The organism is Streptomyces sp. NPDC005574 (assembly GCF_040605435.1).
Lineage (GTDB): Bacteria > Actinomycetota > Actinomycetes > Streptomycetales > Streptomycetaceae > Streptomyces.
The window spans coordinates 54,655-68,786 of record NZ_JBEXCW010000044.1; the positions used below are offsets into that span (position 1 = coordinate 54,655).

Annotated in this window: 16 protein-coding genes; 9 read left to right on the top strand and 7 right to left on the bottom strand. The window is 71.1% G+C overall.

The features are described from left to right. Positions 1-17: 17 nt before the first annotated feature. The 4 genes from ABZT03_RS25625 to ABZT03_RS25640 form a co-directional block, all read right to left on the bottom strand. Entirely contained in the window at positions 18-1,394 is a 1,377-nt protein-coding gene (locus tag ABZT03_RS25625; RefSeq protein ID WP_356043017.1) for a ricin-type beta-trefoil lectin domain protein, read from the bottom strand. 943 nt (positions 1,395-2,337) lie between these two features. Beyond that, on the bottom strand, positions 2,338-3,318 hold the full coding sequence (locus ABZT03_RS25630; RefSeq protein WP_356043019.1) for an amidohydrolase family protein: 981 nt from the start codon (positions 3,316-3,318) through the stop codon (positions 2,338-2,340). 233 nt (positions 3,319-3,551) lie between these two features. Further along, positions 3,552-4,139 carry a GNAT family N-acetyltransferase gene (locus ABZT03_RS25635; RefSeq protein WP_356043021.1) on the bottom strand — a complete coding sequence of 196 codons (588 nt, stop codon included), beginning with the start codon at positions 4,137-4,139 and terminating at the stop codon, positions 3,552-3,554. After that, the gene (locus ABZT03_RS25640; RefSeq protein WP_356043022.1) at positions 4,132-4,818 is read right to left on the bottom strand and encodes an alpha/beta fold hydrolase; all 687 of its coding nucleotides are present in this window, start codon (positions 4,816-4,818) and stop codon (positions 4,132-4,134) included. Before ABZT03_RS25640 ends, ABZT03_RS25635 begins: the two co-directional genes overlap by 8 nt. Positions 4,819-4,926: 108 nt before the next feature. Here ABZT03_RS25640 and ABZT03_RS25645 point away from each other — a divergent pair, with 108 nt between their 5' ends. From ABZT03_RS25645 to ABZT03_RS25675, 7 genes are all read left to right on the top strand, one after another. Beyond that, the gene (locus ABZT03_RS25645; protein WP_356043024.1) at positions 4,927-5,898 is read left to right on the top strand and encodes a WYL domain-containing protein; all 972 of its coding nucleotides are present in this window, start codon (positions 4,927-4,929) and stop codon (positions 5,896-5,898) included. Positions 5,899-6,181: 283 nt separating this feature from the next. After that, positions 6,182-6,742, top strand: a complete 561-nt coding sequence (locus tag ABZT03_RS25650; RefSeq protein ID WP_356043026.1) for an RNA polymerase sigma factor — start codon at positions 6,182-6,184, stop codon at positions 6,740-6,742. After that, a complete protein-coding gene (locus tag ABZT03_RS25655; protein ID WP_356043028.1) occupies positions 6,739-7,557 on the top strand; it encodes a zf-HC2 domain-containing protein in 819 nt (272 codons plus the stop codon). Before ABZT03_RS25650 ends, ABZT03_RS25655 begins: the two co-directional genes overlap by 4 nt. Beyond that, complete coding sequence (locus tag ABZT03_RS25660) at positions 7,554-8,387, top strand: ABC transporter ATP-binding protein (RefSeq protein ID WP_356043030.1); 834 nt, start codon at positions 7,554-7,556, stop codon at positions 8,385-8,387. The genes ABZT03_RS25655 and ABZT03_RS25660 overlap by 4 nt, the downstream gene beginning before the upstream one ends. Beyond that, on the top strand, positions 8,384-9,781 hold the full coding sequence (locus ABZT03_RS25665; RefSeq protein ID WP_356043032.1) for a hypothetical protein: 1,398 nt from the start codon (positions 8,384-8,386) through the stop codon (positions 9,779-9,781). Before ABZT03_RS25660 ends, ABZT03_RS25665 begins: the two co-directional genes overlap by 4 nt. Beyond that, positions 9,778-10,353 carry a hypothetical protein gene (locus ABZT03_RS25670; RefSeq protein ID WP_356043035.1) on the top strand — a complete coding sequence of 192 codons (576 nt, stop codon included), beginning with the start codon at positions 9,778-9,780 and terminating at the stop codon, positions 10,351-10,353. Before ABZT03_RS25665 ends, ABZT03_RS25670 begins: the two co-directional genes overlap by 4 nt. Positions 10,354-10,413: 60 nt before the next feature. Beyond that, positions 10,414-10,716 carry a hypothetical protein gene (locus ABZT03_RS25675; RefSeq protein WP_356043038.1) on the top strand — a complete coding sequence of 101 codons (303 nt, stop codon included), beginning with the start codon at positions 10,414-10,416 and terminating at the stop codon, positions 10,714-10,716. Here ABZT03_RS25675 and ABZT03_RS25680 read toward each other — a convergent pair. From ABZT03_RS25680 to ABZT03_RS25690, 3 genes are all read right to left on the bottom strand, one after another. Beyond that, on the bottom strand, positions 10,644-11,129 hold the full coding sequence (locus tag ABZT03_RS25680) for a DUF1801 domain-containing protein (RefSeq protein ID WP_356043041.1): 486 nt from the start codon (positions 11,127-11,129) through the stop codon (positions 10,644-10,646). The genes ABZT03_RS25675 and ABZT03_RS25680 overlap by 73 nt on opposite strands. Positions 11,130-11,184: 55 nt before the next feature. After that, positions 11,185-11,850: a glyoxalase gene (locus ABZT03_RS25685; RefSeq protein ID WP_356043044.1), complete on the bottom strand. Its 666-nt coding sequence runs from the start codon at positions 11,848-11,850 to the stop codon at positions 11,185-11,187. 202 nt (positions 11,851-12,052) lie between these two features. Further along, the gene (locus ABZT03_RS25690; RefSeq protein ID WP_356043046.1) at positions 12,053-12,634 is read right to left on the bottom strand and encodes a hypothetical protein; all 582 of its coding nucleotides are present in this window, start codon (positions 12,632-12,634) and stop codon (positions 12,053-12,055) included. Between the two features lie 387 nt (positions 12,635-13,021). Here ABZT03_RS25690 and ABZT03_RS25695 point away from each other — a divergent pair, with 387 nt between their 5' ends. Both ABZT03_RS25695 and ABZT03_RS25700 read left to right on the top strand, forming a co-directional pair. Beyond that, positions 13,022-13,357: a hypothetical protein gene (locus ABZT03_RS25695; protein WP_356043047.1), complete on the top strand. Its 336-nt coding sequence runs from the start codon at positions 13,022-13,024 to the stop codon at positions 13,355-13,357. Positions 13,358-13,768: 411 nt separating this feature from the next. Beyond that, positions 13,769-14,005: a hypothetical protein gene (locus ABZT03_RS25700; protein ID WP_356043050.1), complete on the top strand. Its 237-nt coding sequence runs from the start codon at positions 13,769-13,771 to the stop codon at positions 14,003-14,005. The last annotated feature ends 127 nt before the right edge of the window (positions 14,006-14,132 follow it).

Genomic DNA, 14,132 nt, shown 5'->3' on the forward strand with positions numbered 1-14,132 from the left:
GGGGGGTGTGACGGAGCTCAGCCGGTGTACTTCGCGAGGACGCGGGTGTAGTCCCAGTCCGACTGGCCCACGCCGGAGCAACTGTCGGCGACCCCGCTCGTGCAGGGGCGGTCCCGGTTGACCGACCAGAAGGTCAGTCGCGCCAGATGGTGCTGCTGCGCGTAACCGAGGATCGTCTGGAAGTCGGCGACCGTCACCGTCTCGTTCTCGTCGGTGATCCCGTTCATCGAGGAGATGCCCATGTCCCGGTACGCCTGGTCGTCGCTGTAGCCGTAGGCGTTCTTGAGCGCGGTCTTCAGGCCCTCGGCGGCCCGCGTGGTGAGTGTCCCCATGTTCTGGCCGGCGCCGCCGAAGTCGAAGGGCATGATGGTCCAACTGTCGACGCTCAGGCCGGAGTTGGCGGCCCGGTTGATGAGGCTGGTGTCGGGGCCGCTCGTACCGGTGCCGATGGTGACGTACACCTTCAGGCCGGGGTTGTTCGCCTTCACGGTCTTGAGGGCGTCGACGGTGCGCTGCTGGACGGTTCCGTTGCTGTAGGCGTCGGCCTCGATGTCGATGTCGATGGCCTTGAGCCCGTAGGCGTTGACGACCTTCTGGTAGGCGGCGGCGAGTTCGCCCGCGCTGGAGCAGGAGCTCTCCAGCTTGTTGCCGCTGTAGCCGCCGAACGACGGGATGATGTCGCCGCCGTTGGCGCGGACGGTGTTGACGGTCTGCTGGTCGACACCACCGGTCAGCGGGCGGCTGCCGTCCCACTGAGGATTGCAGTAGCCGTTGCTGAGCACGAAGGCCAGGGTGAACCACTTCACGCCGGTCGCGTTCATCACCGTCGCCGGGTTCGGCGGGCTGCCCCAGCCGTTGTACAGGTACGGGGCGACGGCCATCGGCGCGCTCGGGGCGGTGCCTCCGCCGCCGGGCGCGGTCCACTTCTGGTTGGCGGCGCCCGTGCAGCTCCATATCTGGACCGGAGTCGCGTTGGCCGAGGTGTTGCCGGTGACGTCTGCGCACTTGTTGGACTGCGGATTGACGAGGTCGCGGGCGGCGGTGACCGTCCACCTCTGGTTCGCGCCGCCACCGCAGTCCCACAGCTGGAGGCGCGTGCCGTTGGCGGTGGAGTTGCCGGTGACGTCGAGGCACTTGCCGAGCGCGCGGATGGTGCCGTCCGAGCCGACCGTCCACTGCTGGGCGGCGGTGCCGTTGCAGTCGTAGAGCTGGACGGCGGTGCCGTTCGCCGAGCTCGCGGAGGCGACGTCGAGACACTTGCCGCCGAGCCCCGTGATCGTGCCGGTGGCCGCTGCCGCCGGGGTGGTACTCAGGGCGCCGACGGAGAGGGTGAGCGCGACGGTGGAGAGGGTGAGTCGGAGCGCGGTGGAGCGCGCGAGGGATGGACGGATCATCTGGGGGGATCACAGCCCTTCGCAGACGGCTGACGTGGGGGGTGCTGGCGTTCACATCCATGAACAACAACTGCATTCATGGCGTCGTGGTGATCGGTGAACCTAAAGGTCTGCACCAGAGGCGTCAAGAGATGAAGCAAAGAACCCTTCCAAATTGACGAAGGGCGCGAGGAGTTGAAGGTCTCCGCTGGGCGCTGTTCGGCCATCTCGACTCGATCGAGCGGCTATCGATCCGTCCATCGCGGTGGAACAGGGCCCGCGTTTCACTTCTTGAAGCGCGTCCGTGCAGGTTCCCCTCGCAGGATCGACACGCCGGCTACCTCGGGCAGCCCGGGCCTGTGCCGCTCTCCTCAGCTGACTTTGCCGGTCCGGCCGAGGGCGGTTGCGGATCCCCCGCGGGCTGGACCGTGCCCGCGCCGCCCCACCCCGGTCGCTACGGCCTTCGGGCCGTGGACAACAGCGCACCCTGGCCGCGCACTTCGGCCACCGGCCGGGAGAGATACGTCGATCACGGCAGCGCCGACAAAGCCGGGGCGCCCGGACATCGGGGTGCGTGCGTCAGCGTCGCCTCTTGAAGTAGCCGCGTCGATGCAGCTTGTAGAAGATCCACGGGGCAAGAGCGATCCACACCCCCAAGAACGTCCACTTGAGCCACGGAGGCCCGTCCGGTCTGCTGTCCTGGGCCAACACAGATAAGGTCACCTCAAGCGGAGTCATGCTCCACGGTTGCCCCACCCACGAAGGCGGACACGCGGTGTCGAGCCTTCCGCTTCCGCCGCGCTTCCACCACTCCCAGGCTGGCCGGCAGGCGCCGTCCTGGGCTGCCGAGAGCGGGCGGGAGCGGCAGACAGACGGGGAGCAGTCATACGGTCGGCGTCGGAGCTCACGGTCGGCGGGGAAGTATTCGACGGCCGCCGCAGGGGCGGCCGGGGCGGCCCTTGAGTCAGTCGGTTAGGCCGAACAACCGGGCGCTGTTGTCGTGGCACACCGCCCGCAGCCAGTCGTCGCCGAGACCGAGCCTCTCCAGAGCGTGGAGCTGATGGACGTACGGGTAGGGGATGTTGGGGAAGTCCGTCCCGAGCAGGACCCGGTCCTGGAGTGCGGCGAGCCGGGGCGACGCCGCCTTCGGGAACGCTGCGAGGCGCTCGCTGAAGTCCGTGAACGCCATGGTCGTGTCGAGCCGCACCTCGCCGTACCGCTCGGCAAGGTCCAGAAAGTCCTCGTACTCGGGCATCCCGAGGTGCGCGACGACGAGTCGCAGCCGCGGATGCCGGGCGAGCACCCCGGCGACCGGTCCCGGCCCGGTGTGCTTGCCCGGCGCGGGGCCGGACCCGCAGTGCATCACCACCGGGATCCCGGCCTCGGCGAGCAGCCCCCACACGGGATCCAGGAGCCGGTCGCCGGGGTCGTACGCGCCCACCTGCACATGCGACTTGAAGACACGCGCCCCCGCATCGAGCGCCTCCCCCACATACGCGTCGACGCCCGGTTCAGGGAACAGGGTCGCCGTGTGCAGACAGTCCGGGGTGCGGCGGGCGAAGTCGACGGCCCACTCGTTGAGCCAGCGCGCCATTCCGGGCTTGTGCGGGTAGAGCATCGCGGTGAAGGCCCGCACCCCGAAGTCCCGGACGGCCGCGAGCCGTTCCTCCTCGTCCGCACGGTAGGTGATCGGCCACTCCACGCCGCCCGTCAGGGGCCCGAGCCCGTCGAAGTAGCTCCAGACCTTCCGCAGGACCTGCTCGGGCATGAAGTGTGTGTGGACGTCGACGAGCCCGGGCAACCCGAGCCGCCCCCAGAACCGGCGCACTTCACGGGTCTCCGCGTCTCGGCCGCCGTCCCCGGTGACGCCGGCGCCGTCCAATCCGTCACCGCCGTACCCGTCGGCCATGCCGTCCGTTCCCGTCGCCGCGCAGTGATCGCTCATCCCCCTACTCTCGGTCCCGGCGCCCGCCACCGTCCATCACCCGGCAACGGAAGGGGGCGCCGAGACCGCGGATCTTCCGGTGGTGCGGGACCGGAGATCACCGGGTGCGGAGGCGGTCGGTTGCGGGCGCTTTCCACGACTCATCACGGCGCGTGAGCGCAAACGGGCGGGCGTACGGCGGGAAGCTGCCGCGGGATGCCCCGCACCGGACACGCGGAACCCGCCGGACTGACTTAGCCGACCCACACCGGATCAACCACCCTGGTCACGATCCACGCGTGCTTGCCGACCTGCCGACCGCGCGTGAACCCGAAGTCCTCGAAGAGTTCCACGGTCGCACTGAACAGGAAGCGGCCCTGCGCCTCACGTCCGTCCGTCACCTCGGAGACGGCTTCGACGAGGCCGCCACCGGCCTGGGCGATCTGGTCGAGGGCGCCCTCCAGCGCCGCCCGCGCGATCCCCCGGCCGCGGTGCTTCGTGTCGACGTAGACGCAGGTGATCCGCCAGTCCGGCCGCGGCGGCGCGTCCTTGTCGTACGCGCGCCTGTGCTTGATGTGGGAGAGCTCCTCAGGGCTGCCGTACTGGCACCACCCCTGTGCGGTGCCGTCCTGGTCGAGGACGAGTGCGGCGTGGGCGCGGCCGGTCCGCACCCGGCGCTCCTTGGCCTGCCGGTGGCTGATCCCTTGCTGCCCGCACTCCCGGTGATAGCCGATGCACCAACACCCGCCGTAGACACCGTTGTTGCGCTCGACCAGTTCCGCGAAGGCGTCCCAGGTGGAGGCGTCCAGAAGGCGGACCTGGTAGGGCGCGGGCTCAGGCATCGGCGGCCGCGGCGGCCAGCAGCCGGGCGAGTTCCACCGGCTCGCTGGTCATCGGCCAGTGCCCGGAGTCGATGTCGACGAGGTCGAGGTGCCTGACGCGGGCCACTTCGGGCACGTCACCGGCGTCGATCCAATCCCGGGCCTGGGCGGAGGTGAACTCCGGGCACACGAGCAGCATCGGGACGTCGAACCTCCGCTCGTCCTTCAACCGCACCGTGCCCTTGGCCACCCCCTCGGGCACGGGGATCGCCGCCGACTCGATCCGGCCGCGCGTCTGCCCGTCGAGGTCGACGCTGTCCGCTCCTTCGAACGGGCCCCAGCCGGGAAAGGGCATCACGCCGTCCCTGGTCTCGAAGAGGTCGGCGTACGGCTGCCCGTCGGCGGACGGGAACCCCCCGACGAGGGCGACCTTCGCGACCCGCTCCGGCCGCGCGTCGGCGGCCAGCCAGGCCAGGGTGCAGGCGGCGGAGTGCCCGACCACCATGGGCCTGTCCGGCGCCGCGTCCACAGCGGCGAGCACCGCCGCCACCTGGTCCTCCAGGGTGGCGGACGCGTCTCCGTCACCCTGGCCGGGGAGGGTGAGCGTGACGGGGCGGTGGCCGAGTTCCTTGAGGGCGGGCACGACGTCGTCCCAGGCGGACCCGTCGAGCCACAGGCCGGCGATGAGCAGGATGTCCATGGATCACTTCTCCCTGGTGAAGCCGGTGAGGCGGTCGGTGCCCTCACGCTACGACCGGTTCCGGACAATCCACTTCCGGTTTGCCGTGTGAGCACCTAATCTGCTCGGGTGCCGACCGATCTCAGCCCCACCGCGCGAGCCCTGCGCACCCTCGAGATCCTCCAGTCCCGCACGACAGCCGTGACGGCCGACGAACTCGCCACGTCCCTGGGTGTCACCGAACGGGCCGCCCGCCGGTACGTCGGCATCCTCCGCGAGGCGGGCATCCCCGTGCACTCCACCCGGGGCCCCTACGGCGGGTTCCGACTGGGGCGCGGGACCAGGCTGCCGCCGGTCGTCTTCACGGAACCCGAGGCGCTGGGCCTGGTCATGGCGGTCATCGACGGTCAGCCGGCAGCCGCCGACCCCGGTGCCGACGACCTTGTCGGCGCCGCCCTGGGCAAGGTCATCCGGGCACTGCCCGAGGGCGTCGGCCGGCAGGCGGCCGCCCTGCGTGAGCACGCGTCGGCGGCGCCCGACCCCGACGCGACCCGTCCGGATCCCGCCCTCACGAGCGCGCTCGTCGCGGCCGGCGCGCTGCGACGCCGCGTGCTGATCACGTACCGCACCGCATCCGGCGCCGCGTGGGAGGCCGAGGTGGACCCCTGGGCGGTCGTCGTCCGCTACGGCCGCTGGTATCTCCTGTGCCACTCCCACCGCGCGCACGCGACCCGCACCTACCGGATCGACCGGGTCCGCGCAGTCCTGCGGACCGCCCACAGCTTCGAGATGCCCGACGGCCTCGACCCGGTCGCCGCGCTGGAGGAGAACCTGGGCAGGGGATGGGAGTTCCCCACCCGGGTGGCGTTCGACGCCCCGATGTCCGAGGTGATGCCGTGGATCCGGCCACCCATGGGCCGACTCGAACCGTCCGGCGACGGGTGCGTGCTCGTCGGCAGTACGAGGAACACGACGATGTACGCCCAGGAGTGGCTGGCGCGGCTGCCACTCGCGTTCCGCGTCGAGGGCGGGCAGGAACTGCGCGCGGCCGTGGAAGCACTCGCCCAGCGTTTCGCTGCCGCCGTGACCTACGGGACCTGAGCGTCCACCGCGCACCTCCGGCCGCGGTCTCGGCCTCGTCGGCCTCAGGGGCTTCGATCCGTTCCTCGCGCCCGCTTACTGCCTGAGCGGCTTGCAGCGTCTTCGTGAAATCCCCTGGTACGCCGCGTGGTTCCGAGTCCTCTTCCGGGGCACCGAGCACCCGACCACCTGCTCGGAGGTCTGCGCCCGGTCGCCGCGGCACGCCGTGTAGGCCGTAGCGTGCCATGTGGCGGGGATCACGCTGCGACGAAATCCTACGGCGCGGCTCGGGCGTCTAGCAGGTGTGAGATCAGGCAGAGAAGCGCCGCACGAGGTCGACGAGGAGCATCTCGTCCGGCTGGTGGCACGAGGCGACCGTGCCGCGTTCGAGGAGTTGTACCGGCGTACGTCGCCGTGGTTGGCGGTGCGGCTGCGCCGCCGGTGTGGAGACGAGCAGATCGTCGCGGAGGTGTTGCAGGAGACCTACCTGGCGGTGTGGCGTGCGGCGGGTGCCTTCACCGGGGCTGCGGTCGGAGGGACGGCCACCGGTTGGCTGTGGACGATCGCGGCGCGCCGCCTGGTCGACGCGTTCCGGCGCAGGGCTCACCACGCCGAGCCGCCGCCGGCAGCCGCCCTGCCCGACGCGGCGCCCGCCGCCGAGGAAGAGGCGCTCGCCGCGACGGTCGACGGTGACGTCGGGGACGCGCTGCGGCGCCTGGCACCCGAACTCAGGCAGGTGTTGCAGGCCTTGGTGCTCGACGGACTGTCCGTCCGGGAGACCGCGGTCCTGCTCGGCATGCCCGAGGGCACGGTGAAGACCCGGGCCCGCCGGGCCCGGACCGCGATGCGGAAGGCGCTGACATGAGTACGGAACACGCCTCGGTGCGGCTCATCGAGGGTTACGTGCGCGGCGGCGGGGGCCTTGCCGCTGACGAGGTGTGGGCCCTGGAGGCCCATCTGGAAGCCTGTCCGTTGTGCCGTGACCGGCTGGCAGCCGCTGTCGCTGCCGGGGTGCCCGCCGTGGCGTCCCTGGTCGACACCGTGTGGTCGGCCCTCGAACCGCGGTTGACGGTCACCGCCACCATGCCGCGCGGACGGCGCTGGTCGGCGCGGCTGTCGGGGTGGATGACGCCCACGATGGTGCCGTGGCTGTCCATGGTCGTGGGCGTGACGTTGCTGGCGTTGCTGCTGGACCGGATCGGCACCGGATCCGGCGGGGTTTCGCTGGTGCTGCTGTTCGCGCCGGTCCTGCCCGTGCTCGGCGTCGCGGCGTCGTGGTCGCGTGGCCTGGACCCGGCGTACGAGCTGACGGCCTCGGCGCCCAGGGCCGGGTTGTATCTCGTGCTGCGGCGTACCGCGTCCGTGCTTGCGGTGGTCGTCCCCGCGCTGCTGCTGGCCGGATGGCTGACCGGAGTGATGGTGGCCCAATGGCTGCTGCCCTGTCTGGCCTTCACGGCGACGACGCTGGCGCTGGGCGGTGTCGTCGGCGTGACCCGTGCCGCCGTCGCCCTGGCCACCGTGTGGGCCGCCGTCATCGTGGCGCCGACCCTGGCGACCAGCCGTACGACCTTCGCCCTGCGGACCGGCGGTCTGCCCGTGTGGGGGCTGATCCTCACCTTCGGTATCGGCGTCCTCATCGCCCGCCGAAGTGCCTACTCCCGGCCGGGAGACCAAGGATGACCACCAGAAAGGATGACAACATGATGACCGCGGTGAGCGCGGCCGACATCGCACCGACCGCCTACGCCTGGCAGATCCAGGCCACCGGGCTGAAGGTCAGGGTCGGCCGGAAACGCATGGCCGTCGACGGCCTCGACCTGTCGCTGGGCACCGGCGTGCACGGACTTCTCGGCCCCAACGGGGCGGGCAAGACCTCCCTGATCCGGGCGCTGGCCACCGTGCTGCGCCCCGCTGAAGGCACTCTGGAGCTGCTCGGAGAGTCCGTCGGCGGCGCGGGCGGCTACCGTGCCCTGCGTCGCCGCATCGGCTATCTGCCACAGGAGTTCGGCTACTACAAGCGCTTCACGGTACGCGAGTTCGTCGAGTACATGGCGTGGTTGAAGGAGGTGCCCAAGGCGGACATCCCCGGGGCCGTCCAGCGCGCCGTTGAGCGGGTCGGCCTGGCGGACCGCGCCGACGAGAAGATGAAGACCCTGTCGGGCGGAATGGTGCGCCGCGTCGGCATCGCGCAGGCCATCGTCAACGACCCGGCGATCCTGCTGCTGGACGAGCCGACGGTCGGCCTGGACCCGGCGCAGCGGCTGCGTTTCCGCGAGCTGCTGCAGGAGTTGGGCCAGGACACCTGCGTCCTCGTCTCGACCCACCTGGTGGAGGATGTCGCCGCCGCCTGCACCCACGTGGTGCTCCTCACCGAGGGCCGACTGGTCTTCCAGGGCGCCCCCGACGAACTGGCCGCGCTGGGCGGCCCGGACGACGTGGGCGACAGCCCGCTGGAGCGCGGCTATTCGGCGCTGCTGCAGAACCGCGGCCAGGACAGGGGCGCCTGGTGAACCTCCGCGTCCTGCGCATCGAGCTCAAGCGCTCCGTCGCCCCGTGGGCCGGCGCCGTGGTCCTGACGACGGCTCTGGCGTTCCTGTACGCGGTGGACGCCGCATGGTGGAGGGACACCACGGCGTGGACGGCCCAGTGGACGTCCCTGGCGATGTGGACCCGCAGCCTGCTGTTCTACCTGTGGCCACTGGTCGTGGGGCTCGGAGCGCTGCAGGGTCTGCGCGACCACCGCTCCAGGATGTCGGAGCTGCTGACGAGCACCCCGAGACCCGCCTGGCACCGCGCGGCCACCCTGACGGGCACGACGGCGATCACGCTGAGCTCGGCCTTCGCACTCCTCGTCCTCGTGGGCGCGGTGCAGGTGCTCGGCAACACCGACTACACGCACCTCGGGTGGCTGCCGATCTCCCTGGTGGGGGCGCTCTTCCTCGTCGCGGGCGGCGTCCTGGGCATGGGAGCGGGACGGGCCCTGCCCTCCGCGCTCACCCCGCCCGGGCTGGCCATGACCGCCTTCGTCTTCACGGCTTTCATGTACATGTCGTTGGGACAGACGGAGACGACCACGGCGACCGGAGTCACGACCACGGAGCCGAACCAGATCTCCCTGCTGTCACCGACGGTGCAGGAGGTGCGGAACGTCCTCGTCACGCTCTCCCCCGCCGTGCACGTCGGGCAGACGATCTGGCTGCTCGGCATGGCCGTGACCGGCTTCGCGCTGCTGGTCGCCGCGACCGGGCGCGGCCGGTTGATCGCCCTCACTCCCCTGCTGGCCGGCGCGCTGATCGCCCTGCTGGTCCTCCCCACGGACCCGCACCGCATCTACGTCCTCGACAAGGCCGCCGCCGAGCTCGTGTGCGACGGCCCGGTGTGCGTGACCAGAACGCAGCAGGCCCGGCTCACCGACCTGGCCGGCCCCGGCAAAAGGGCGCTGCGACTACTGCACGGCGCGCTGGGCGACCAGGCACCGGTTTCGGTCCACGAGAACACCGCCCTGCTCCCCGACGGCGCCACGCCGCGGTGGTCCCGCACGACCGTGCTCTTCCGCTTCGACGACGACCTCATCGCCGCCGCCGCGAAAGGCCAGAGCCTCACCTGGGCCCTGATCGCCAAGGGCATCGTGCCGGGGTGCGTCCCCGTCGGCTTCAGCGGCACCGGAGACGACGTCGCCCAGACCGTCGCACTGAGCTGGGTCCTCGGAAGCCTCACCCCGTTGCCCGGGACGACGGGGATGGGCCCGGGCCCCAAGGCCGACGCAGAGGCACGGCCGATATGGAAGCAACTCATGGCGCTGCCGCGGGCCGAGCAGCTCGCACGCGTCAACGCGATGCGCGCCGCCGCGTTCTCCTGCAAGGGAGACGCGCTCCAGGCGCTCAACGGCGGTGGCTCCCGATGAGATGGCTGACGCTGTACGCGCGCTCACGGCAGGTGCCCGCGTCGCTCGCCGCGATGGTCATCAGCGCGGTGACGATGTGGGCCCTCGCCGGGGACGGCGGCAGGGGGCCCGGTGATCCGCGGCTGCCGCTGCTCGTCCTCGCCGCCGGGGCGATGTCTGCCTCGATCGGACTCGCCGGACAGGACTCCGCCCTGGACCGTACGGCCGCGATCCGCTGGGTGCCCCGCAGGGCGGCGCACGTGCTGCTCGCCGCCGCGGTCGTCGCCGCGATACTTCTGGCCGTGCAGACCCTGGGCAAGGACATGACCACCTCCGCGTTCGTGGTCCGGGACAGCGCGGGCCTGATGGGGCTGGTCGCCCTGGGCGCGGTGATCTCGGGCCGCCAGTACGCGTGGACGGTGCCGTTCGCCTGGCTGTCGTTCACGTTCCTCGCCCCGCCCGCCACGAGTGCGCCGATGCGGGTGGCCGGCTGGATGCTCCTGCCATCCGGCACGGCGACGGGCACCTGGACGGCCCTGGCCATCGCGGTCCTCGGCACCACGGCCTACGCCGTCGCGGGACCGAGACGGTAACCGGACCGGGCCGCGACACCGGCTACACGCCCGAGGACTGCCTCATCCCAGGGCGCCCACGTGACCGCGGGGCCGGGGGAAGCGCTCGGCTGGGGCGCCCAGCCGAGCGCTTCCCCACTGCGCATCCTCGACCTCAAGACCGAGGCGACCGCCGTCCTCACCATCGTGCTCGTCATGTGCCGCCCCGCGCGGCGCAGCGCGGCCGCCACGTCCGACAGCCTGCCGGCTGGGCGCATGAACGTCTTCCACGGCTCGGTCACTTTCGTCTCCGGCCCCGCCCCCGGCGTGCCTCAGCCCACTGCCTTCTTCACGAGGGCGCTGATGACCTGTTCGTCGGCCGCGGTCAACTCCTTCAGGGCGTAGGCGATCGGCCACATCGCACCCTCGTCGAGCGCCGCCTGGTCGCTGAAGCCGAGTGTGGCGTAGCGCGACGTGAACTTCTCCGCGCTCTGGAAGTGGCAGACGACCTTGCCGTCCCGGGCGTAGGCGGGCATCCCGTACCAGAGCTTGGGCGCGAGGTCGGGAGCGGCGGTCTTGACGATCTCGTGGATCCGCTCGGCGAGGACCCGGTCCGCCTCCGGCATTTCGGCGATCTTCGCGAGCACGTCCTGCTCCGCCGCCGCCTCCTTCTCCGCCCGGGACGAGCCACGCCGCGCCGCCGTCCTCTTCTGCTCGCGGGCGTGCTCCTTCATCGCCGCCCGCTCCTGGGCGGTGAATCCGTCGTACTTCTCGGCGGACGTGCCGGAGTCCTCGGCGGGCGGCTTCGTGGACGGCATGGCTGGATTCCTCTCGTTCAGGGTGAGTCAGGGGGTGCGGACTACGAGATCGAGGTCAGGACGGTGTGGAGGCGGGCGGCGCCGCGGCCTCCCAGGCGAAGCCGTCCGGGTCGGTGAAGGCGTCGGCGGTGCTGCCGAGGACGACGCGGTGCGAGCCGGTGCCGTCAGCGGGGACGCCGAGGTCCTTGGCCAGCGCGCTGCGCTTGTACAGCGCCAGCTTGACCGGGCTGAACCGGCCGGGGGCGAACTCGGCGTACTTGCCGCCGAAGCTCTTGCCCACGGTCAGGCCCCGGCCCACGTAGAACTGCTTGGTGGCCTTCACGTCCTCCACCCCGAGCAGCAGGACGACCTCGTCGATGTCGCGGGTGGCTGGGGCGGTGTCCTTCTTCGCCGACGTCGCGATCTTCCAGATCGTCCCGTCCGGGGCCTGGACGACACCGCCGTACCCCCACAGCGACTTCGCGGCGGGCTTCAGCACCGCGGCACCGGCGTCCACGGCGGCGGTGACGAAGGCGTCGACGGTGGCCGGCCCGGACACCGTGAGCGCCAGGGTGAAGCCGCGAAACCCAGTCGAGGGCGCCTCGGACGCCCGCAGGCGAATGTACGTGTCCACACCGAAGGCGCCGTAGAAGCGGCGGGCGGCCTCGGGGTCGGCCACCTCGAGGGTGACGGACGCGAGGACCGTGTGGGCTGTGGTGGAAGTGGTTGCTGCCATGTCCATCACGGTAGGGGCTGGGCGGTGTCCGGGGCTTCTCGAATCCTGACCGGTTTCGCCACGCGCTCGGTCACGAACACGGACACCGCCTCCACCCGGGATCACCGAGCCCGCGTCACGGGCGGTATGCCGCGGTGGTCAACAGGAGGGGGACGGGCAGGCTCGATCCGAGGTGGTCGGTTGGTCCGCACCCCCGCGAGGAGGTTCCTCACGAGTGCTGCGTGATGAAGGGGGTCGCGGCGGAGCGAGCCCGCTCCCACATTCCGGGCAGTTGCTCCTCGGGACGCTGCTGCTCACCATGCAGGGCGTTCAGCACCACCAGGCATCCGGTCAGGGCCGGCACCGCCCACTGCACCCAGACCAGCTGACGCCGGGCGTTGTCGAGGTCGACGGGGTGCTCGACCGCCTTTGCGGTGTCCTCGGGGTCGGAGGAAGAAGCCAGCTCGACCTTTTTGCCCAGGACGCGCGCGTAGGCCGTGGCGGCCAGGGCCGCGGAGGTGACGAGTGTCTTGGCCGTGGTGGAGGCACCGACGCCCTTCTGGGCGGCGACCCGGTGAACGTTCACCGCGAGCAGTCCGCCGCCACCGAACAGGTGCGCGCCGATGGCCGCGGCGTTGACCGGGGTCCACTTCCCCCACCCCGACGAGGCGATGCGTGCCCTGCCTCGGGGCGTCTCACCCTGATCCTTCGCTGCGCCGTTGAGACCGACCGCTCCCATGAGAGAGCCGCCGAACCAGGCTGCCAGCCCCACATCGTGCAGGCTGCGGATGAGGGTGTTGCGATCTGACATGGCAGTGCTCCTTGTATCAGGGGAGGGGGTCCGACGGAGACGTCGAGCACCACATAACCTCGCCGGACCCCGGGCTTGTCGCCATCACTGCTGACCCGGACGGGTGCAGGGCCCACGCCGGAGACGCCACGGGCCGTACCGAGAAACAGGTGTCCCTGATGCCGAGGTCACGGCCCTCGCGAAGGACACCCGACTTGGCAACATGACCTCGCCGCGAAGGTGCCGGAGCGCCGGCGCGGTGGCGAGCAGTGCGACGGTGTCCAGCACCTTCCGGCAGCAGGACCCGCGAGGCCGAGGAGTCCCGTATGGCGCAACCCAACGTGCGGCTGCCCACGGGCGTTGCTGAAGTGATCACTGTTCATCTCCCCCACAGTCTGGAGAAAGACCATGATGGGTATACGTACGGCTGTCGCGGCCACCGCGCTGGCCGCCGCCGCGGTTCTGGCCGGGTCCGGCGTGGCCTCGGCCGGCGACGCCTCCGGAGACGACGTGGTCCAGCAGGTGCTGGACGCGCAGTGCAACGACTTCACCAGTCAGGAGGGCCTGATCAACGTCAACCAGGGCCCCGTGTGCATCGACTTCGGCTCCGCGGACGCCGTCGCCCAGACCGCCGGCAGCACGGACGACGACAGCGAAGGCCAGAGCACCGTCGCCTGCAACTCCTTCGTGGAGCAGTACGGTGTGATCAACGTCAACGAGGGCCCGGTCTGTATCGAGTTCTGAACCCCGGCTGACCACGCGCCACGACGGGCCTCGTACAGCGAGGACACCCATCCTGCCGAAAGTCGCGTCAGCTTGGCCTGACGCCTTTCCCGCCGGCCGTGATCACGCGGGGCCGCACTCTGCCGGAACCGGACCCCTTCCGGGGCTGACTGGTTCCGCCATGCCTCCCCGAGTCCGCGAGACAGCGGAACGCCCTGCGGCCGGGTAGCAGAGGTGGACCGTGTGACGCCTGAACAGCGGGCGACCATCACTGCGGCGGGCTCATGGCGCGCTGCGACACATGCAGGCCGTGCTCGGCCTGGACGCGGGCGAGAAATCCGCGGCCAGGTGACGGGCACGGCCATGCGCGTTCCCTCGCCGACACGCCAGAGCCCCTCGGCGCTCGTCGGACAGGGGCGCTGCCTTGCCGCCATGTGCATCTCGACGGGTGAGGCCGCGCTCTCCGGCACGATCGTGTACTGCGGGCGCCAACACCACAGCGTGCACGGCCTCGTCCACGTCCTGGGCTACCAGAACACGGCCGTCAACCTGGCGGACGGCGCGAACGCCATGCTGCTGCACCTGCCCACCAGGCAGCTCACACCCCGGGACTTCCTCTCCGCCGGGCGCGCCGGTGACCTCCCCTGCACCACATGGTCGCCGCCGTAGAACACGCCGCCGTGACAGCCGACGGGATCGCGTGGACGAGCGAGTTCCGTAGCACAAGTCGCTGCGCGGCCCGCGCGGCGGCATGGTGCTGTGCGACGACTCCCTCAAGGACCAGGTCGACCGCGGC

Bases quoted from the DNA above. Each gene is read 5' to 3' on its own strand.
- ABZT03_RS25625 (WP_356043017.1), bottom strand. From the start codon at position 1,394: ATGATCCGTCCATCCCTCGCGCGCTCCACCGCGCTCCGACTCACCCTC.
- ABZT03_RS25630 (WP_356043019.1), bottom strand. From the start codon at position 3,318: ATGAGCGATCACTGCGCGGCGACGGGAACGGACGGCATGGCCGACGGG.
- ABZT03_RS25635 (WP_356043021.1), bottom strand. From the start codon at position 4,139: ATGCCTGAGCCCGCGCCCTACCAGGTCCGCCTTCTGGACGCCTCCACC.
- ABZT03_RS25640 (WP_356043022.1), bottom strand. From the start codon at position 4,818: ATGGACATCCTGCTCATCGCCGGCCTGTGGCTCGACGGGTCCGCCTGG.
- ABZT03_RS25655 (WP_356043028.1), top strand. From the start codon at position 6,739: ATGAGTACGGAACACGCCTCGGTGCGGCTCATCGAGGGTTACGTGCGC.
- ABZT03_RS25660 (WP_356043030.1), top strand. From the start codon at position 7,554: ATGACCACCAGAAAGGATGACAACATGATGACCGCGGTGAGCGCGGCC.
- ABZT03_RS25670 (WP_356043035.1), top strand. From the start codon at position 9,778: ATGAGATGGCTGACGCTGTACGCGCGCTCACGGCAGGTGCCCGCGTCG.
- ABZT03_RS25680 (WP_356043041.1), bottom strand. From the start codon at position 11,129: ATGCCGTCCACGAAGCCGCCCGCCGAGGACTCCGGCACGTCCGCCGAG.
- ABZT03_RS25685 (WP_356043044.1), bottom strand. From the start codon at position 11,850: ATGGACATGGCAGCAACCACTTCCACCACAGCCCACACGGTCCTCGCG.
- ABZT03_RS25690 (WP_356043046.1), bottom strand. From the start codon at position 12,634: ATGTCAGATCGCAACACCCTCATCCGCAGCCTGCACGATGTGGGGCTG.
- ABZT03_RS25695 (WP_356043047.1), top strand. From the start codon at position 13,022: ATGATGGGTATACGTACGGCTGTCGCGGCCACCGCGCTGGCCGCCGCC.
- ABZT03_RS25700 (WP_356043050.1), top strand. From the start codon at position 13,769: ATGTGCATCTCGACGGGTGAGGCCGCGCTCTCCGGCACGATCGTGTAC.